This window comes from Sphingomonas sp. AC435 (assembly GCF_979253005.1).
Map to the genome: position 1 here is coordinate 483,257 of NZ_CEEDCJ010000001.1, position 19,149 is coordinate 502,405.

General features: G+C 66.6%; 18 protein-coding genes and 1 pseudogene. 10 read left to right on the forward strand and 9 right to left on the reverse strand.

What is annotated here, in order from left to right:
* The first annotated feature begins 2 nt into the window (after positions 1 to 2).
* The 3 genes and pseudogenes from AC0CH8_RS02215 to AC0CH8_RS02225 all read left to right on the forward strand — a co-directional run.
* Positions 3 to 749 carry a sulfite exporter TauE/SafE family protein gene (locus AC0CH8_RS02215; RefSeq protein WP_465238497.1) on the forward strand — a complete coding sequence of 249 codons (747 nt, stop codon included), beginning with the start codon at positions 3 to 5 and terminating at the stop codon, positions 747 to 749.
* 27 nt (positions 750 to 776) lie between these two features.
* Positions 777 to 1,169 carry a putative quinol monooxygenase gene (locus tag AC0CH8_RS02220; protein ID WP_465238498.1) on the forward strand — a complete coding sequence of 131 codons (393 nt, stop codon included), beginning with the start codon at positions 777 to 779 and terminating at the stop codon, positions 1,167 to 1,169.
* A gap of 626 nt (positions 1,170 to 1,795) precedes the next feature.
* Positions 1,796 to 1,912 (forward strand): annotated as a pseudogene (locus AC0CH8_RS02225) (PEPxxWA-CTERM sorting domain-containing protein); the annotation flags it as partial.
* Positions 1,913 to 1,934: 22 nt separating this feature from the next.
* Here AC0CH8_RS02225 and AC0CH8_RS02230 read toward each other — a convergent pair.
* Positions 1,935 to 2,546: a flavin reductase family protein gene (locus tag AC0CH8_RS02230; RefSeq protein ID WP_465238499.1), complete on the reverse strand. Its 612-nt coding sequence runs from the start codon at positions 2,544 to 2,546 to the stop codon at positions 1,935 to 1,937.
* A 27-nt stretch (positions 2,547 to 2,573) separates the two neighbouring features.
* On the opposite strand from AC0CH8_RS02230, the gene AC0CH8_RS02235 reads away from it, so the two are divergent.
* Genes AC0CH8_RS02235 through AC0CH8_RS02245 form a run of 3 tightly spaced genes read left to right on the forward strand, consistent with a single transcriptional unit; the run spans position 2,574 to position 5,293 of the window.
* The gene (locus tag AC0CH8_RS02235) at positions 2,574 to 3,299 is read left to right on the forward strand and encodes a cytochrome b/b6 domain-containing protein (RefSeq protein ID WP_465238500.1); all 726 of its coding nucleotides are present in this window, start codon (positions 2,574 to 2,576) and stop codon (positions 3,297 to 3,299) included.
* Positions 3,296 to 4,051 (forward strand): molybdopterin-dependent oxidoreductase, encoded by a 756-nt coding sequence (locus tag AC0CH8_RS02240; protein WP_465238501.1) that lies wholly within the window; start codon positions 3,296 to 3,298, stop codon positions 4,049 to 4,051. Before AC0CH8_RS02235 ends, AC0CH8_RS02240 begins: the two co-directional genes overlap by 4 nt.
* 18 nt (positions 4,052 to 4,069) lie before the next feature.
* Positions 4,070 to 5,293 carry a class I SAM-dependent methyltransferase gene (locus AC0CH8_RS02245; protein WP_465238502.1) on the forward strand — a complete coding sequence of 408 codons (1,224 nt, stop codon included), beginning with the start codon at positions 4,070 to 4,072 and terminating at the stop codon, positions 5,291 to 5,293.
* Between the two features lie 37 nt (positions 5,294 to 5,330).
* Here AC0CH8_RS02245 and AC0CH8_RS02250 read toward each other — a convergent pair whose 3' ends face one another.
* Positions 5,331 to 5,714 carry an EF-hand domain-containing protein gene (locus AC0CH8_RS02250; RefSeq protein WP_055849457.1) on the reverse strand — a complete coding sequence of 128 codons (384 nt, stop codon included), beginning with the start codon at positions 5,712 to 5,714 and terminating at the stop codon, positions 5,331 to 5,333.
* A gap of 107 nt (positions 5,715 to 5,821) precedes the next feature.
* On the opposite strand from AC0CH8_RS02250, the gene AC0CH8_RS02255 reads away from it, so the two are divergent.
* Both AC0CH8_RS02255 and AC0CH8_RS02260 read left to right on the forward strand, forming a co-directional pair.
* Positions 5,822 to 7,060 (forward strand): argininosuccinate synthase, encoded by a 1,239-nt coding sequence (locus AC0CH8_RS02255; RefSeq protein WP_465238503.1) that lies wholly within the window; start codon positions 5,822 to 5,824, stop codon positions 7,058 to 7,060.
* A 631-nt stretch (positions 7,061 to 7,691) separates the two neighbouring features.
* Complete coding sequence (locus AC0CH8_RS02260) at positions 7,692 to 9,329, forward strand: hypothetical protein (RefSeq protein ID WP_465238504.1); 1,638 nt, start codon at positions 7,692 to 7,694, stop codon at positions 9,327 to 9,329.
* On the opposite strand, the gene AC0CH8_RS02265 is transcribed toward AC0CH8_RS02260, so the two are convergent.
* From AC0CH8_RS02265 to AC0CH8_RS02275, 3 genes are all read right to left on the reverse strand, one after another.
* Positions 9,293 to 10,423: a GNAT family N-acetyltransferase gene (locus tag AC0CH8_RS02265; protein WP_465238505.1), complete on the reverse strand. Its 1,131-nt coding sequence runs from the start codon at positions 10,421 to 10,423 to the stop codon at positions 9,293 to 9,295. The two genes, AC0CH8_RS02260 and AC0CH8_RS02265, sit on opposite strands and share 37 nt — an antisense overlap.
* Positions 10,424 to 10,609: 186 nt before the next feature.
* Positions 10,610 to 10,942 carry a tRNA-binding protein gene (locus AC0CH8_RS02270; RefSeq protein ID WP_465238506.1) on the reverse strand — a complete coding sequence of 111 codons (333 nt, stop codon included), beginning with the start codon at positions 10,940 to 10,942 and terminating at the stop codon, positions 10,610 to 10,612.
* Positions 10,942 to 11,613, reverse strand: a complete 672-nt coding sequence (locus AC0CH8_RS02275; protein WP_465238507.1) for a glutathione S-transferase family protein — start codon at positions 11,611 to 11,613, stop codon at positions 10,942 to 10,944. Before AC0CH8_RS02275 ends, AC0CH8_RS02270 begins: the two co-directional genes overlap by 1 nt.
* Positions 11,614 to 11,696: 83 nt before the next feature.
* On the opposite strand from AC0CH8_RS02275, the gene AC0CH8_RS02280 reads away from it, so the two are divergent.
* Both AC0CH8_RS02280 and AC0CH8_RS02285 read left to right on the forward strand, forming a co-directional pair.
* The gene (locus tag AC0CH8_RS02280; RefSeq protein WP_465238508.1) at positions 11,697 to 11,948 is read left to right on the forward strand and encodes a type II toxin-antitoxin system VapB family antitoxin; all 252 of its coding nucleotides are present in this window, start codon (positions 11,697 to 11,699) and stop codon (positions 11,946 to 11,948) included.
* Positions 11,945 to 12,337, forward strand: a complete 393-nt coding sequence (locus AC0CH8_RS02285) for a type II toxin-antitoxin system VapC family toxin (RefSeq protein ID WP_465238509.1) — start codon at positions 11,945 to 11,947, stop codon at positions 12,335 to 12,337. Before AC0CH8_RS02280 ends, AC0CH8_RS02285 begins: the two co-directional genes overlap by 4 nt.
* Here AC0CH8_RS02285 and gltB read toward each other — a convergent pair whose 3' ends face one another.
* From gltB to AC0CH8_RS02305, 4 genes are read right to left on the reverse strand one after another with little or no spacing between them, the layout of a single operon-like run.
* Positions 12,338 to 16,852, reverse strand: a complete 4,515-nt coding sequence (gene gltB, locus AC0CH8_RS02290; RefSeq protein WP_465238510.1) for a glutamate synthase large subunit — start codon at positions 16,850 to 16,852, stop codon at positions 12,338 to 12,340.
* Positions 16,849 to 17,328, reverse strand: a complete 480-nt coding sequence (locus tag AC0CH8_RS02295; RefSeq protein ID WP_465238511.1) for a hypothetical protein — start codon at positions 17,326 to 17,328, stop codon at positions 16,849 to 16,851. The genes gltB and AC0CH8_RS02295 overlap by 4 nt, the downstream gene beginning before the upstream one ends.
* Positions 17,325 to 17,618, reverse strand: a complete 294-nt coding sequence (locus AC0CH8_RS02300) for a hypothetical protein (protein ID WP_204199152.1) — start codon at positions 17,616 to 17,618, stop codon at positions 17,325 to 17,327. The genes AC0CH8_RS02295 and AC0CH8_RS02300 overlap by 4 nt, the downstream gene beginning before the upstream one ends.
* Positions 17,615 to 19,057 carry an NAD(P)-dependent oxidoreductase gene (locus AC0CH8_RS02305; protein ID WP_465238512.1) on the reverse strand — a complete coding sequence of 481 codons (1,443 nt, stop codon included), beginning with the start codon at positions 19,055 to 19,057 and terminating at the stop codon, positions 17,615 to 17,617. The genes AC0CH8_RS02300 and AC0CH8_RS02305 overlap by 4 nt, the downstream gene beginning before the upstream one ends.
* Positions 19,058 to 19,149 lie beyond the last annotated feature (92 nt).

Consider the following 19,149-nt stretch of genomic DNA (forward strand, 5'->3'; position numbering starts at 1 on the left):
TCATGACGATCGCGCTCGCCGCCGGGGCGGGCGTGGTCGGCGGGGCGATGAACGCGCTGGCGGGCGGCGGCACCTTCGCGACGATGCCCGCGCTGCTGGCGATCGGCACGCCCGCCAACATCGCCAACGCCACATCGAACCTGGCGCTGATGCCGGGCGCGGCGGCGAGCGCGTGGACGTTCCGCGACGAATTGCAGCCGGTCGGCGGCGTGTCGGTGCGGATGCTGGCGGGCATCACCTTCGCCGCCGGGCTGACGGGCAGCGCGCTGCTGGTGGCCACGCCCGCCGCCGCGTTCGACGTGATCGTACCGTGGCTGCTGCTGATCGCATTCTTGGCGATCGCGTTCGGCGCGCGCCTGTCGGAATGGTTGCGCCAGCGCGTGACGATCGGGCGCACGACGCTGTTCGTCGCGCAGGCCTTGCTCGGCACCTATGGCGGCTATTTCGGGGGCGGCGTCGGGATCATGACGACCGCAACCTATGGATTATTGGCGGGCGAAACGCCGCGGACGATGTTCGCGCCGCGCACGCTGATGCTGACGACGGCGAACTTCGCCGCGGCGTTGGTGTTCATGCTGAGCGGGCTGATCCGCTGGGACGCCTGCGCGCCGATGATCGCCGGCGGCCTGGTCGGCGGCTGGCTGGGGGCGCATCTGGGCAAGCGGCTGCCGGACGGGGTCGTACGGTGGTGGACGATTCTCGTCACCGCGGCGACGACGGCGGTGTTCTTCTGGCGCGCGTACGCGTGAGCCGCTTCACGACATAAGGACGACGCGATGTTGAGCATGGTTCTGGCGATGGCGGTCACCGCAGCGGTTCCAACCGAGAGCACGCCGATGGTCCGCATCGCCGAACTGGAGATCGATCCGGCGCAGATCGACGCATACGCGGCTATCCTGTCGGAGGAGCAGGAGGCATCGGTGCGGCTGGAGCGGGGCGTGCTGATGCTGCATTCGGTCGCGCTTGCGGATCGGCCGACGCATGTGCGCCTGCTGGAGGTCTATGCCAGCCGCGCCGCGTATGAGGCGCATCTGAAGGCTCCGCACTTCATCAAATACAAGACTTCGACCGAAAAGATGGTCCGGTCGCTGAAGCTGATCGAGACGAAGCCGATCCTCCTGTGCGCGAAGTCGGCGGGCCCGAACGGCGGTCCGGCGATCTGCTATTGACGCGAACCTCCACATCGGTTCGACTCCTCCGTCCCACTTCGGGACACAATCTTGGAAAATACTCAAGAAATCGGACGAACCCCTTCGTTAACATGGCGTTAACCCTTTTGAGGTTGCGCGCGGATGGCGCCCGACCCGCAAAGGGAATTCCCACCATGCGTATCACGTCGCACGCGATCCTGCTCGCCGCCGCTACCTCGATCCTCGCGCTCGCGAGTTCCGCATCGGCCACGCCGGTCATTACCAGCATCGGCGCGGACCTTGCCGCATCGCCCTATACCTTCACCTATCAGGGCAGCAGCTTCACCTTCGGGTATAATGGCCAGCTATTCTCCGGGCCGGTCACGATCAGCACCGCGAATGGCGGCGAGGTGAACACGATCTTCGGTGAACCGACGACCAACTTCGCCGACGGTCGCGGTGGGCCGGTGACGTTCGGGCCGACGCAGAATTACGGCGCGTTCGCCGACCAGACGGTCATCCGCTTCAGCAACGGCGGCAACTTCATCGGGCTGCGTGCGGTGACGGGGACCGGCACCTTCTATGGCTTTGCCTATTCCACCGACAACATCCTCAACAGCATCGGGTTCGAGAATGTCGCGGATACGGCGATCACCGCAACGACCGCCGCGGGCGCGGTGCCGGAACCCGCAAGCTGGGCGCTGATGATCGCGGGGTTCGGACTCGTCGGCGGAGCGATGCGCCGCCGCGCGGCGGTACGGACGACGGTCCGCTACGCCTGAACGAACGGGCGCGCCGGCCGGATTATCCCGGCCGGCGCATCCGGAACAGCGTGTCCGGCGTCGTCTCGAAATAATCCTCCGGGCCGCCGCCGCGGCTGATCGGGCGGGCGCGCGCGGTCTGGTAGATGCCGTCGTCGAGCAGCGACGCGTCGATGTGGATGCCGACCGCCTCGCCGATCACCAGCCACTGGTCGAGCGAACGGCCGTCACGCGTCTCCAGCCGGACGATCTGTGTCACCACGCACTCGAACGCGACCGGGCTGGCCGCGACGCGGGGCGGTGCGACGATGCGGGACGGCGCGGCGTCGATGCCCGCCGCCGCGAATTCGTCGCCCTCGATCGCGGCGGACGTGGCGTTCATCGCCTCCGCCAGCGGACGCGTCGCGAGGTTCCAGACGAATTCGCCCGTCGCCTCCGCATTGGCGACCGAATCCTTCCACCCCATTGAGGAAAAGCCGATCAGCGGCGGCTTGTAGTTCAGCACGTTGAAGAAGCTGTAGGGCGCGAGGTTGCGGACGCCCTCGCTGGACAGCGTGCTGATCCACCCGATCGGTCGCGGCGCGACGATCGCGTTGAGGGGGTCGTGCGGCAGGCGGTGGCCGTTCGCGGGTTCGTAGAAATGCCATTCGGTCATGGCCTTCTGAATGCTATCAAGCACGACATGGGTCCAGACGATCAGCACGAAGCCGCCGCCCCGCCGGGCACCGTGATCCATCGACATGGCATCGCGACGCGCATCTGGCACTGGGTGAATGCGGTCGCGATCTTCATCCTGATCGGTTCCGGCCTCGGCATCTCCAACGCGCATCCGCGGCTCTACTGGGGGCGATACGGCGCGAATTTCGATGCGGCATGGGCGCAATTGCCGCGCTTCCCGGCGTGGATCACGATCCCGGCGAGCTACAACCTCGCCATTTCGCGGCGCTGGCACCTGTTCTTCGCGCTGGTGCTGGGCTTCGGACTGCTGGTGTATATGATCGCCAGCCTGCTCACCCGGCATTTCCAGCGCGACCTGCGGCTGACGCGGCGCGACCTGAACCGGGGGCACATCTGGGCCGACGTCAAGGCGCACCTTGCCTTCCGCTTCCATGATCCGGAGCGTCCGCGCGAGTATAACGTGTTTCAGAAGCTGTCCTATATCGGTGTGATCTTCATCGCTTTGCCGCTCGTCATCCTGACCGGGATCGCGCTGTCGCCCGGCATGGACGCCGCATGGCCGTGGGTGCTGGACCTGTTCGGCGGGCGGCAGTCGGCGCGCTCGCTGCACTTCATCGCGATGACGCTGATCGCGCTGTTCGCGGTCGTGCATCTGGTGCTGGTCATCCTGGCGGGGCCGATCAACGAAGTTCGGTCCATGCTGACCGGCGGCTGGAGGGTCCCCGAATGATCGCGCGGCGCAAGCTCCTGACGGGCGGTCTCGCGGGCGGGGCCGGCCTGATCCTGTCCGGCTGCGACCGGGTCGTGCAGATTCCGGCGGCACGCAAGATCCTGTTCGCGGGCGAGGATATGCAACGCGGCCTGCACCGCGCGCTGATGGACCGGAACGCGCTCGCGCCCGAATTCACGGCGGCGCAGCGATCGCCGTTCTTCCGACCCAACGGCACGCGCGATCCCGGCACCGATGCGTATCGCGCGCTGCAGGCGGGGCGCTTCGCCGACTGGCGCCTGCAGGTCGGCGGGCTGGTGACACGGCCACTGTCGCTGTCGCTGTCCGACCTCGGCGCGATGCCGCAACGCGCGCAGATCACGCGCCACGACTGTGTCGAGGGGTGGAGCGCGATCGCCAAGTGGCAGGGGCCGCAACTCGGCACGGTACTGCGCGCGGCAGGTCTGCGCGACGCGGCGCGCTATATCGTCTTCACCTGCGCCGACCTCTACGGGGGCGAACCCTATTACGAGTCGATCGACCTGATCGATGCCTTCCATCCGCAGACCATCCTTGCCTGGGCGCTCAACGACCGATTCCTGCCGGTGATGAACGGTGCGCCTGTCCGCCTGCGCGTGGAGCGGCAGCTGGGATATAAACATGCCAAATACCTGATGCAGGTGAGGGCGGTCGCCAGCCTGAACGGGATAGGCAAGGGGCAAGGCGGCTATTGGGAGGACAATGTAGACTATGATTGGTATGCAGGCATTTAGCGGATTAAAAGCGTCCCGATGCCTCTGATCGATCGTTTTCTCGGCCGCCTCGTCCAGCGTGGTCGCCTCCGTATCACCCATGCCGACGGCAAGGTCGCCGAACTGGGCACCGCCGATCCCGCCTTTCGCGACGTCGCGATCCGCTTCACCGACCGGGCGACGCCCGGCCGCATCGTTCGCCACCCCGCGCTGGGTGCCGCGGAGGCGTTCATGGCCGGCACGCTGGTCATCGATCAGGGCGACATCCGCGACCTCGTCAACCTGCTGAAGGGCAATACCCCGTGGGAGCGGGGCGGCGCGCTGAAGCCGTCGCTGTCGGTCAAGCTGGCCGGCGAGATGATCCACCGGCTGGACCGGGTGAACATGGCGCGCCGGTCGAAGCGCAACGTGGCGCATCATTACGACCTCTCGGACCGGCTCTACGACCTCTTCCTCGACGCCGACCGCCAGTATAGCTGCGCCTACTTCACCGATCCCGACAATACGCTGGAGCAGGCGCAGGCGGACAAAAAGGCGCATATCGCCGCCAAATTGCTGCTGAAGCCGGGCATGCGCGTGCTCGACATCGGCTGCGGCTGGGGCGGCATGGCGCTGTACCTGCACGAAAAGACCGGTGCGGAGGTGCTGGGCGTCACCCTGTCGGAGGAACAGCTGAAGGTCGCGCGCGCGCGGGCCGAGGCCGCCGGCGTCGCCGACAAGGTGAAATTCGAGCTGATCGATTACCGCGCCGTCACCGGCCAGTTCGACCGCATCGTGTCGGTGGGGATGTTCGAGCATGTCGGCCCGCCGCACTACAAGGCGTTCTTCCGCAAGTGCCGCGACCTGCTGGCCGACGACGGCGTCATGCTGCTGCACACGATCGGGCGGATGGGCGTGCCCGGCGTCACCGACACCTTCACGACCAAGTACATCTTCCCCGGCGGGTACAATCCCGCGCTGTCGGAGATCGTGCGCGGGTATGAGGGCACGAAGCTGTTCCCGACCGACATCGAGGTGCTGCGCGTGCATTACGCGCTGACGATCGATCACTGGTACGACCGCACCGTGGCCGCGAAGGACCAGATCGTCGCGCTGTACGACGAGCGGTTCTACCGGATGTGGACCTTCTATCTCGCCGGCGCGGCGGCGGCGTTCCGCACCGGAGGCATGTGCAATTACCAGGTGCAGCTATCGAAGAGCCGCCTGACCGTGCCGCTGACGCGCGACTACATCGGCGAGGCGGAGGCGGGGTTTCGTCGGTAGGCTCCCTACCCTTGCGAGGAGGGAGCTACCGAGCGGATTACCGCCCCTTCTTCATCCCGGCCACCGCCGCGGCGCGTTCGTCGGTGCCGACCTGACCATCACCGTTCGCGTCGTACTTGGCGAAGGTCTTCGCCAGCAGCGCCTGCGCCTCGGCTTTCGTCACCTTGCCGTTCTTGTTCGCATCGGCATTGTCGAACCACAGATCGGTCACGCGCTTGGCGTGGGTCGCATCGAGCTGCCGCTTGCCGACCGCCATCTTGGCGATCCGCGCCTGCACTTCGTCACGGGTCAGCACGCCGTCCCGATCGGTGTCGGACGCCGTGAACTCCTTGTCGAACTTCGCCGCGGCGGTGGCCCGCGTTTCCTGCGCGACGGCTGGGACGGCGATCAGGGCGATGAGGGGCAGCAGGACAAGGCGCATCGGGGCTTCCAGGGACAATTGATCTTGTGCGGCGCATAGCCGTCCGCGGCTGCACCGCCAATGAACCACCAGTTGCACGCGACCGGCGCAGCGAATAGGGGCGCGCCATGACCGACAGCCGCACCCGCTCCGCCTCCGGTATCAACAAGGTGGTTCTCGCCTATTCGGGCGGGCTCGACACCAGCGTGATCCTGAAATGGCTTCAGCAGGAATATGGCTGCGAGGTCGTGACCTTCACCGCCGATCTCGGTCAGGGCGAGGAGCTGGAACCCGCCCGCGCCAAGGCGGAGCTGATGGGTGTGAAGCCCGAGCATATCTTCATCGACGACCTGCGCGAAGAGTTCGTGCGTGACTACGTCTTCCCGATGATGCGCGCGAATGCGCTGTACGAGGGGCTGTACCTGCTCGGCACGTCGATCGCCCGGCCGCTGATCGCCAAGCGTCAGGTCGAGATCGCGAAGCAGGTCGGGGCGGACGCGGTGGCGCACGGCGCGACCGGCAAGGGCAACGATCAGGTCCGCTTCGAACTCGGCTATTACGCGCTCGCACCCGACATCAAGGTCATCGCGCCGTGGCGCGAATGGGACCTGACCAGCCGCACGCGCCTGATCGAATTCGCCGAATCGCACCAGATCCCGGTGTCGAAGGACAAGCGCGGCGAGGCGCCCTTTTCCACCGACGCGAACCTGCTGCACACCTCGTCCGAGGGGAAGGTGCTGGAGGACCCGTGGGACGAGGTGCCGGAATATGTCTTTTCGCGCACCGTCAGCCCGGAGAACGCGCCCGACACCGCCGAGACGATCACGATCGATTTCGAACGCGGCGATCCGGTCGCGATCAACGGCGAGGGGCTGTCGCCCGCGTCGCTGCTCGCGAAGCTGAACGATTACGGGCGCACGCATGGCATCGGCCGGCTCGATCTGGTCGAGAATCGGTTCGTCGGCATGAAGTCGCGCGGCATGTACGAGACGCCGGGCGGAACGATCCTGCATCAGGCACACCGCGCGATCGAGCAATTGACGCTGGACCGCGGTGCCGCGCATCTGAAGGACGAACTCGGGCCGCGCTATGCCGAACTGGTCTATAACGGCTTCTGGTTCTCGCCGGAGCGCGAGATGTTGCAGGCGGCGGTCGACCATAGCCAGACCAAGGTGTCGGGCACGGTGCGGCTGAAGCTGTACAAGGGCGGCGTCTACGTGACGGGCCGCAAGTCGCCCAACTCGCTGTATTCGGAAAAGGTCGTGACGTTCGAGGACGATCAGGGCGCCTACGACCAGCGCGACGCGGCCGGCTTCATCAAGCTCAACGCCCTGCGCCTGCGTCTGCTAGGCCGCCGCGACGGGTGACCCATAGTCCCTCTCCCATGGAGAAAGGGGAGCGCGAAGCGCCGGAAGGGTGAGAGTCTTTTGCGCGCAGAGGCGCCCAGAGCGCAGAGAGAGCGTGCGCGCCCCTCGCCCGATTCCTGCGTCATTGCGAGCGCAGCGAAGCAATCCAGCGGTCGTTAGCCGCGGTTCCGACCCCCAATCCCGCGATTGAGCGCTAAGACTTATCAAATCTCGCTGGTGTTTAACGATCACCGCAGGTGCGGCGTCACCCGGATATGTCCAATGCCTGCCTCCTTCGGACAACGACAGCGACCTGCCCCAGCACCCCATGTGCTCCCGCGAATGACCCGGTACATGCCTTAAGAGAATGTCCATTCGACCTGCAGAAAGCGTATGTTCGAAGGGTACTCACCCCAGCCTCCTGGCTGGAACCGTTGCGAAGTAGCTCCGCCGCCTCTCACCGAACCGCCACCCCGGCGCAGGCGGGGGTCCAGTTGGGCCCCGTTCTCCGTCGAATACCACCGACATCCCGACGGGACCCCGGCCTTCGCCAGGGTGGCAGAAGAGGTTTTGCAGCCGCCCCGTTCCGACCGACCCGCGCCCCGCCGCTAAGCGATTGCGCACATCCGGCGCGCATCCTAAGGCTCAAGCCATGCAGGGGGACAAGCTGCACTGGTGGCAGACACGGTGGTTCGTTGTGGTCGCGGCGTTGGCGGCGGCTATTCCGTTGTTGCGACCGGAGATCCCGCCGCTCGTCGATCTGCTCGGCCATATGGGTCGGTACCGCGTCCAGCTCGCGATCGGTGACAATCCGTGGCTGTACCAGTGGTTCGACTTCCGCTGGCAGTTGATCGGCAATCTCGGCATCGACCTGCTCATCATCCCGCTCGCGCCGGTGTTCGGGCTGGAGCTGGCGGTGAAGCTGATCGTCATGGCGATTCCGGTACTGACCGTCGCCGGCCTGTTGTGGATCGCACGCGAGGTGCATGGCCGCATCCCCGCGACCGCGCTGTTCGCGCTGCCACTGGCCTACAGCTACCCCTTCCAGTTCGGGTTCGTGAACTTCGCGCTGTCGATCGCGCTGTCGTTTGTCCTGTTCGCCCTGTGGCTGCGGCTCGGGCGGCTGGGCAGCTTCCGGTTCCGCGCGATCCTGTTCGTGCCGCTCTCGTGCCTGTTGTGGCTGTGCCACACGTTCGGCTGGGGCGTGCTGGGCGTGCTCGCCTTCTCCGCGGAGATGATCCGCCAGCACGACCTGCGCAAGGGCGGTCGGGACGGTCGCGACGGGGGTGGCCATTGGCTGGAGGCGTGGGTGCGCGCCGGGCTCAGCTGCCTGCCGCTCGCGCTGCCGATGGTGCTGATGATCGTGTGGCGATCGGGCGAGCACGTCACCGGCCAGACCGCCGACTGGTTCAACTGGCAGGCGAAGATCAACTGGGTGCTGATGATCCTGCGCGATCGCTGGCAGTTTTGGGATATCGCCTCCGCGTTCGTGCTGTTCGCAATCCTCATCAAGGGATTCCGTGACGCGCGAATCGAATACTCACGCAATCTGGGCCTGTCGGCGCTGTTCCTGCTGGCGGTGTACATCGCACTGCCGCGGATCGTGTTCGGCTCCGCCTATGCCGATATGCGGCTCGCACCGTTCGCGCTGGCCATCGCCGTCATTGCGCTGCGCCCGAAGCGCGGCCTGTCGCTGCGCGGTGCGACGACGCTGGCGGCGATCGGGCTGGTGTTCTTCGGGGCGCGGCTGGTGGGCACGACGATCAGCTACTGGCACTATGCCGAACAGTTCGACCGTACGCTGACCGCGCTCGACAAGGTGCCGATGCGCGCGCGGCTGGTGACGATGATCGGCCGCCGTTGCTACGACGACTGGGCCTATTCGCGGCTGGAGCATGTGCCCGGCATCGCGATGGTCCGCCGCATGGCATATATGAACGACCAATGGTCGATGGCCGGTGCGCAGTTGCTGACCGCGCGCTACCGCGCCGCCGGCCGCTTCGCCCACGATCCGTCGCAGATCGTCACCGACCGGCGTTGCCGCGGCGAATGGTGGCGGCCGATCGCATGGTCGCTGCCGCTGATCCCGCGCGATGCGTTCGATTATGTCTGGATCGTCAACGCGCCGAAATTCGATCCGGCGCTGGTCGCGGGCTTCACGCCCATCTGGCACGACGGCGACGACACGCTGTACCGGATCGACGACCGCACGCAGCCGCCTCTACCCGCCGACCTGCCGATGCGGCGGCCGGTTCAGCCCTTCTTGAAGGGCGCCAGCTCGGCCAGATAATCGGCCTCCGCTTCCACCCCTGCGCGCTCCCGCTCCAGAAAGTCGGCGATCGCGCGGCGGAAATTCGGATCGGGAATATAGTGCGCGGACCAGGTCGGCACGGGTACGTACCCACGCGCCAGCTTGTGCTCGCCCTGCGCCCCCGCCTCCACGCGGGCGAGACCGCGGGTGATGGCGGCGTCGATCGCCTGATAATAGCAGAGCTCGAAATGGAGGAACGGCACCTCCTCGCGCGCGCCCCAATACCGACCGTACAGGGCATCGTCGCCGATCAGGTTGAGCGCACCGGCGATCGGCACCCCGTCCCGCTCCGCGAGGATCAGCAGCACGCGCTCCCCCAGCGTCTCGCCGAGCAGCGGGAAGAACGACCGCGTCAGATACGGCCGCCCCCATTTGCGGTTGCCGGTATCCTGATAGAAGGTCCAGAACGCGTCCCAGTGATGCGCCTCGATCGCCGCGCCGCTCAGGTGCCGGATCGTCAGCCCCTCGACCGCCGCCGCCCGCTCCTTGCGGATCGCCTTGCGCTTGCGGCTCGCCAGCGCCGCGAGGAAGTCGTCGAACGTCGTATAGCCGTCGTTCGCCCAATGGAACTGCACCCCCTGACGGATCAGCCAGCCCGCCGCCTCGAACAGCGGCACCTGCGCCTCCGTCACGAAGGTCGCGTGGGCGGAGGACAGGCCGTGCTGATCCACCACCGCCTCCAGCCCACCGATCAGTGCGGGCGCGTAGCTGTCGTCGCGCAGCAGCAGGCGTGGACCCGGCACCGGGCTGAACGGCGATGCGACCTGAAGCTTCGGGTAATAGGCGCCGCCCGCCCGTTCCCACGCATCCGCCCAGCCGTGATCAAAGACATATTCGCCCTGGCTGTGGCTCTTGGCATAGGCGGGGGCGATGGCCCCGGGCCGGCCGTCGGCGGCGTCGACCACGATGGGAATAGGCTGCCACCCGGAGCGGCCACCGACGCTGCCCGACTCCTCCAGCGCGCTCAGAAACGCGTGGCTGACGAACGGATTGCCGCTGCCGGCACAGGCGTCCCACTCGGCGGCGGCGATCGATCGAACCCCATCGGCGAGGCGTGCGGTGATTCCGGTCATCGCTTCCGCAGATAGGGCGCGGGGGGCGGCAAAGGAACCTCTGTCCTACAGGCGGGCGCATGCGGTAGGAGACACCTCACGCTCTTTGCACCGCCAGCTTCCATGTCCCCGGCCACCCCGCCGCGTAACGCCGCATTGGACTAACCTTAGCCTAACCTTCCAAATCTCGCCGTTGCGGGAAGAAGGTCAAAACAGCCGCCCACCGTCAGGTACCGCCCGCTCCGGCCCGATCAGCACGACCTCGCCCGCTTCGTCCGGGAAGCCCAGGGTCAGCACCTCCGACATCATCGGTCCGATCTGGCGCGGCGGGAAATTCACGACCGCCGCCACCTGCCGCCCGACCAGCGACTCGGGCGTATAATGCGCGGTGATCTGCGCCGACGACCGCTTGCGCCCGATCTCCGCACCGAAGTCGATCACCAGCTTGATCGCAGGCTTGCGCGCCTCCGGGAATGGCTCGGCGGCGACGATCGTGCCGACGCGGATGTCGACCTTCAGGAAGTCGTCGTAATCGATCATCAGAAATCCAGATTGTCGTAGTGTGGCGGCGGCGCGACCATCTCCATGCGTTCGGCCAGCAGCGGCCGGAAGCTTGGCCGGCTCTTCAGCCCGCGATACCAGCGCGCGGTCTGCTCATGCCCCTTCCAGTCGACCCCGCCCAGATAGTCGGCGATCGAGATCTGCGCCGCCGCCGCCAGATCGGCGAGGCTCATCGTCGCCCCGCCCAGCCATTGCCGGTGATCGAGCAGGTAGTCGGTATAGTCGAGATGTCCGACCGCCGCCTTCATCGCCTCGCGCAGGCCCTTGGCATCCGGTGCGGTCCGCTGCGCGATGCGCTTGACCATGCGTTCGTGCAGCAGCCGCTCGGTCACGTCGCGGTAGAAGTGGGTGTCGAACCACGTCACCAGCCGGCGAATCTCGGCTCGGTTGGTCGCGGTGCCGTTGATCGTCGCGGACTTGTCGACCGTCTCCTCGAAATACTCGGCGATCGCCATCGAATCCATCAGCACGATCCCGCGCTGCGCATCGACCATTACCGGCGTCTGCCCGGTCGGGTTCATGTCGAGGAACTCGTCCCGCCGCTCCCACGGCGATTCGCGGACGAGTTCGTACCCGACGCCCTTCTCACCCAGCTGGAGCCGGATCTTGCGCGAGAAGGGACACAGGGGGAATTGATAGAGCTGCCACATGCCGCCCCTCTACGCCCCCGGTCGGCATTGTTCCACCGGCTGAAGGCGCGTAGAATCGGCGAACAGCGCGGGAGGCGGACGGCATGGGCATCATCATCGAACATGACGAGCACGAACGCATGATCCGCCTGCTCGCCGCCCACCGCGGCATCAGCGAGGCCGATGCCGTGGGCGTCGCCGTCCGCAACGAGCTGGCGCGGGAGGGGGTGACGATGGCGTCCGAAGCCTTCCTGGATCGCGTCCGCCGCATTCAGGATCGGGTGCAGACCTATACCATCGACCCAAGACCGGCGGACGAGATCATCGGTTATGACGAGGTCGGCCTGCCGCGATGATCGCGGTCGATACGTCGGCGCTGGTGTCGATCCTCTTGCGCGAACCGGAGTCGGAACGGTTTCTGGCAATCCTCGCCCGAACCGATATCGCGCTGATCGGTCCGCCGACGGCTCTCGAACTGCACATCGTCGCCAGCGGAAAGTCGCAGCCCGCGATGACACTGGACGCGGCCGAACTGATCTCGATCCCGCCGTTCAGGCTCGTCGATTTCACCGCCGACCACCTCGCCGCCGCGGCCAAGGCGTTCGATCGCTTCGGCAAGGGGCGTCATGCAGCCCGCCTCAACTATGGCGACTGCATGGCCTATGCGGTTGCGAAGGTCGCCGGGTGCCCCCTGCTCTACAAGGGCGACGACTTCGCGCGGACCGACATAGCAGCGGCGGCGTAGCTACTCCGCCGCCACCGCTTCCGGCATGTCGTCCAGCGGATGCGACAGGCGGGTGAGCATCTCCTTCGGTACGATCTGCCAGAAGTCGCCCGCGACACGCTCCCAATCCTCCAGCAGCCCCTTCGACCAGCGGCTGTCCGTTGCGGCGACATGCGCGGCGATCAGGTCGCGCAGGACACCTTCCCAATGCGCCGACGACAGCCGGCGCCACACGATGCTCTCGCCGTTCGCGCGGCGGTCGAACTTCGCACCGGGATCGTAGACGAAGGCCATGCCGCCGGTCATGCCGGCCCCGAAATTCGCGCCGACCTCTCCCAGCACGACGGCGACGCCGCCGGTCATATATTCACAGCCGTTCGCGCCGCAGCCCTCGACCACCACCTGCGCGCCCGAGTTGCGCACGGCGAAGCGCTCGCCCGCCTGCCCCGCCGCAAACAGCCGGCCGCTGGTTGCGCCATACAGCACGGTGTTGCCGATGATCGTGTTGTCCTGGCTGGCGAGGGGTGAGGATACCGCCGGCCGCACGACGATGATGCCGCCCGACAGGCCCTTGCCGACGTAATCGTTAGCGTCGCCGAACACCTCCAGCGTGATGCCCTTGCACAGGAACGCGCCGAGCGACTGGCCCGCCGATCCGCGCAGGCGAATGGTGACGTGACCGTCGGCCAGCTTCGACATGCCGAAAGTGCGCGTGATCTCGCTCGACAGTCGCGTGCCGACGGCGCGGTGCGTGTTGCGCACCGAATAGGTCAGCTGCATCTTCTCGCCACGAGAAAACACCGCCGCCGCGTCCTTGATGATCTGCGCATCGAGGCTGTCGGGCACTGCGTTCCGGAACGTCGAGAGCGAGAAGCGGCGCTCGGCATCGGTCGCATCGACCTTGGCGAGGATCGGGTTGAGGTCGAGATCGTCAAGATGTTCGGCGCCGCGGCTGACCTGACGGAGGAACTCAGTGCGGCCGATTACCTCGTCCAGTGAGGTGACGCCGAGCCGGGCGAGGATGTCGCGGACCTCCTCGGCGATGAAGGTCATCAGGTTGATGACCTTTTCCGGCGTGCCGGTGAACTTGGCGCGCAGGCGCTCGTCCTGCACGCAGACGCCGACCGGGCAGGTGTTCGAATGACACTGCCGCACCATGATGCAGCCCATGGCAACGAGCGACAGGGTGCCGATACCGAACTCCTCCGCGCCGAGGATCGCGGCGATGACGATGTCGCGTCCGGTTTTCAGTCCGCCGTCCGCGCGCAGGCGGATGCGACCGCGCAGGCCATTGAGCGTCAGCGTCTGGTTGACCTCCGACAGGCCCATTTCCCACGGCGTGCCGGCGTATTTGATGCTCGTCTGCGGCGATGCACCCGTGCCGCCGACATGGCCGGAGACGAGGATGACGTCCGCGTGAGCCTTGGCGACGCCCGCCGCGACGGTGCCGATGCCCGCCGACGACACCAGCTTGACGCAGACGCGGGCGCGCGGGTTGATCTGCTTGCAGTCGTAGATGAGCTGCGCGAGATCCTCGATCGAATAGATGTCGTGGTGCGGCGGTGGGCTGATGAGCGTCACGCCCGGAGTCGCGTGGCGCAACTTCGCGATGAACTCGGTGACCTTGAAGCCGGGCAGCTGGCCGCCCTCGCCGGGCTTGGCGCCCTGCGCGACCTTGATCTCGATCTCCTCGCACGCGCCGAGATATTCGGCGGTGACGCCGAATCGGCCGCTGGCGATCTGCTTCACGCCCGAATTGGCGTTATCGCCATTCGCATAGGGCTTGAACCGGACGACATCCTCGCCGCCTTCGCCCGACACCGCCTTCGCGCCGATCCGGTTCATCGCGATCGCCAGCGTCTCGTGCGCTTCCGGCGACAGCGCGCCCAGCGACATGCCCGGCGTCACGAACCGCTTGCGGATTTCCGTGATCGCCTCGACCTGATCGATCGGTACGCCTTCCGACGGGAAGTTGAACTGCAACAGGTCGCGCAGATACACCGGCGGCAGATCGGCGACACCGCGCGAGAATTGCAGGTAGCTGGAATAGCTGTCGGTCGCGACCGCGGTCTGGAGCAGGTGCATCAACTGCGCGGAATAGGCGTGCGTCTCCCCGTCCGCGCGCTGGCGATAGAAGCCGCCGATCGGCAGCGTGACGATATCGTCGTCGAACGCGGTATCGTGACGCAGCTTGGCGTTGAGGTGGAGCGAGGCATAGCCCTCGCCCGAGATCTTGGCCGGCATGCCCGGAAACAGATCGTTGACCAGCGCCCGGCTGAGCCCGACCGCCTCGAAATTATAGCCGCCGCGATAGGACGAGATGACGGCGATGCCCATCTTGGAGATGATCTTGAGCAAACCCTCCTCGACGGCGACACGATGCCGGTCGAGGCATTGCTCGATCGACAGATCGCCGAACAGGCCGCGCGCGTGGCGATCGGCGATCGACGCCTCCGCCAGATAAGCGTTCACCGTCGTCGCGCCGACGCCGATCAGCACCGCGTAATAATGCGTGTCGAGGCATTCGGCGGTGCGGACGTTGATCGACGCATAGCTGCGCAGGCCACGACGGACGAGATGCGTGTGGACCGCCGCGGCGGCGAGCACGCCGGCGATGGCAACGCGGTCCTCCGACACGTTCTCGTCGGTCAGGAACAGTTCGCTCTTGCCCTCCCGCACCGCCTGTTCGGCCTGATTGCGGATGCGCTGGATTGCGGCGCGCAGCCGCTCCGGGCCGCCGTCCGCCTCGAACGTGCAGTCGATCTCCGCCACGGAGCGACCGAAATGCGTCTTCAGCCGCTCCCACATCGCGCCGGTCAGCACCGGAGAGTCGAGCACCAGCACGTGTTCGCGCTGGTCGCGTACGTCGAGGATGTTGGCGAGATTGCCGAACCTCGTCTTGAGCGACATCACGTGACGTTCGCGCAGACTGTCGATCGGCGGGTTGGTCACCTGCGAAAAGTTTTGGCGGAAGAACTGGCTGATGAGGCGTGGCTTGTCGCTGATGACGGCGAGCGGCGTATCGTCGCCCATCGACCCGATCGCCTCCTTGCCGCCCTCGACCATCGGCGACAGGATCAGCTCCATATCCTCCAGCGTCTGGCCGGCCGCGACCTGACGGCGGGTCAGCTCGGCGCGCGGATAGCGGACGACGGGGTCGCCGGGTGCGGGCGGAAGATCGTCCAGCGTCAGGAACTCGCCGGTCATCGCGGCATAGTCCTGCTCGCCCGCGATCCGGTCCTTGACCGCGCGATCCTCCAGCACGATCCCTTCCTGAAGGTCGACGGCGATCATCTGCCCCGGTCCCAGCCGGCCCTTGGCGATGATCGTCGATTCGGGGACGACGACCATGCCGCTCTCCGATCCAACGATCAGCAGTCCGTCCGACGTGCGGGTATAGCGCAGCGGGCGCAGCGCGTTGCGGTCCATCCCCGCGACCGCCCAGCGGCCGTCGGTCATCGCCAGCGCGGCGGGACCGTCCCACGGCTCCATGACCGAGGCGAGATAGCGGTACATCGCGGCATGGCTGTCCGGCGTGTCGCCGCGCTCGTCCAGCGCCTCGGGCACCAGCATCAGCTTCGCGGTCGGCGCATCGCGGCCGGAGCGACAGATCGCCTCGAACACGGCGTCCAGCGCAGCCGTATCGGACGCGCCGGCGGGGATGACCGGCTTGATGTCCTCCGAGTTGTCGCCGAACGCGATCGAGGCCATCCGGATCTCGTGGCTGAGCATCCAGTTCTTGTTGCCGCGGATCGTGTTGACCTCACCGTTGTGGGCGAGACAGCGGAACGGCTGTGCCAGCCACCATTGCGGGAAGGTGTTGGTCGAATAGCGCTGGTGGAAGATCGCGACGCGGCTCTCGAAGCGTCGATCGGTCAGGTCGGGGTAGAAGACGGACAGGCTCTCCGCCAGAAACAGCCCCTTGTAGACGATCGAGCGCGCCGACAGCGAACAGATGTAGAAGCCCTGGATCTGCGCCGCGATCACACGCTTTTCGATGCGGCGGCGGACCAGATACAGGTTCTTCTCGAACTCCGCCTCGTCCATGTCGCCGGGCAGCGGCCCGGCGATCATGATCTGCTCGATCTCCGGCCGGGTCGCCTGCGCCTTCATGCCGATGACGGACACGTCGACGGGCACCTGACGCCAGCCATAGATGGTGTAGCCCGCCTCGATGATCGCGCTTTCGACGATCGTCCTGCACGTCTCCTGCGCGCCCAGATCGGTGCGCGGGAGGAAGACCATGCCGACCGCGAGCCGGTTCGGCATCACCTTGTGCCCCGACGCCGCGATGCAGTCGTCGAAGAAGCGATGCGGCAGGTCGAGATGGATGCCCGCGCCGTCGCCGGTCTTGCCGTCCGCATCGACCGCACCGCGGTGCCAGACTGCCTTCAGCGCATCGATCGCCGACTGCACCACGCGCCGCGACGGCTGTCCGTCGGTGGCGGCGACGAGGCCGACGCCACAGGCATCGCCCTCGAATTCGGGGCGGTACATGCCGTGTTCGGCGAGATAGGCGTGCTGGTGGGTCGTCATATCAGGGTCTCCGAGCGAAGCACGGTGATGGTCCGTTGGGTCGCTGCGATCAGGTCGGGAAGATCGCGCCAAGCCCGGTTAGCCCGCTGCGCGCGGGCAGGACCGTCCGTAGGGTAATCATGAACGAGCATGTTGCGGGTCGCGCCAATCTCGATCCAGCGATCCGCACTGCCGATTGCGCCGAGCGCCTCCATGCGGCGGAACTGGTTCTGCGCGGACAATCCGGCAATCGTCTCGCCGGACAGGAACAGAAATCCCCGAAACAGCTTGCGACTGGTAAGGTCGTACAGCTGTTCGAACATTCGCAGCAAGGCGTGCAAACGCTCCCACGGATCGTCTGACCAACGCGACAGGTCAGCAGGATCGACCGGGAGCAGGACCGACATCCTGCCAGACAAGCGCTCCAGATGCGCGGCTAACTCCTCAGCCGCGCGGGCAGCTTCGGCGGTTGCTTCGCGAACCTCCTGAAGGTTCACAGAATGACGCCTTCACGGACGGCAGCCCGATCAATCCATCGTTGCTGACCCCGCGCCGCAACGACGACATCGATCTGCTCCTCGTCCAGCGCCTTCCAGACGGCGGCGCGAAACTCGATTTCATGATCAACATCGGCGGTTTCAGGCGCTGCCTCGATATGGAGGTCGATATCACCGCCTAAACGTGTGTCGTCCACCCGGCTACCGAACAGGCGCACGACGACGTCATTGCCGAACGCCGCGACGGCCGCCGCCTTGATCGCGTTCACCTGTTCGGCCGCGAGCCTCATGCCGCGACCTTCTCCGCCGCCGCTTTCGCCTTCAGCCACTTGTGCATCGACGACGCCACATCGCGGCCGTCGCGGATCGCCCAGACGACCAGCGATGCGCCGCGGACGATGTCGCCGGCGGCGAACACACCCTCCAGCGAGGTCATCAGCGTCTTGCCGTCGGCCAGCACCGTGCCCCAGCGGCTGACGCCGAGTTCGGGCGCGCCCCACAGGGTCGGCAGATCCTCCGCGTCGAAGCCGAGCGCCTTGATGACGAGGTCCGCCTGCAACGCCAGCTCGCCGCCGGGATCGACCTCCGGCGCGCGACGGCCGCTGGCATCGGGGGCACCGAGGCGCATGCGGCTGGCGCGGACGGTGCCGACGCTATCGATACCGTCGAACGCGAGCGGGGCGGAGAGCCAGACGAACTCCGCGCCTTCCTCTTCCGCATTGGCGACTTCACGCTGCGATCCGGGCATGTTGGCGCGGTCGCGGCGGTAGAGGCACTTCACCGATTTCGCGCCCTGACGGATCGCGGTGCGGACGCAGTCCATCGCGGTGTCGCCGCCGCCGATCACTACCACGTTCTTACCGGCCGCATCCAGCGCGCCGCCGTCGAACTCGGGCACCGCATCGCCGAAGCCCTTGCGGTTGGAGGCGGTCAGATAATCGAGCGCAGCGACCACGCCGTTCGCGTCCGCGCCGGGCACCTCGACCTGCCGCGCCTTGTACACGCCGGTCGCGATCAGCACCGCATCGTGGCGGCGGCGCAGATCGTCCAGCGTCGCGTCCTGTCCGACTGCGAAGCCGTAATGGAAGACGATGCCCGCCTGCTCCAGCCGCTCGACGCGGCGCATGACGACCGGCTTTTCCAGCTTGAAGCCCGGGATGCCGTACGTCAGCAGGCCACCGGCACGGTCGTGACGGTCATAGACATGCACCTCGTAGCCGCGGGCACGCAGCAGCTCAGCCGTCGTCAGCCCGGCCGGTCCCGCGCCGATCACGCCGACCGACTGGCCGCGGGCGGGCGCGACCTGCACCGGCTCCACCCAGCCCTCCGCCCAGGCGGTGTCTGTGATGAACTTTTCGACCGAGCCGATCGTCACCGCGCCGTGGCCGGAGAACTCGATCACGCAATTGCCCTCGCACAGCCGGTCCTGCGGGCAGATGCGGCCGCAGATTTCCGGCATCGTCGAGGTGCTGTTCGAAAGCTCGTACGCTTCGCGCAGCCGCCCCTCGGCGGTCAGGCGCAGCCAATCCGGGATGTGGTTATGGAGCGGACAATGTACCGAGCAATAGGGCACGCCGCATTGCGAGCAGCGACCGGCCTGATCCTCGGCGGTCGGCACGGCGTAGCGGTTCGCGATCTCCCGAAAGTCCTGCGCGCGCTCGTCGGCGGTCCGCTTATCCGGATACGCCTGATCGCGATCGACGAACTTGAGCATCTGCTCCTGAGCCATGTGGCGCACCTTCGTAAAATGACAAAGATGCGCATATCGCAGAGGCGAAAACCTTACTAGTCAGCTACGCTGACCTATTATGGAGTTCTTGA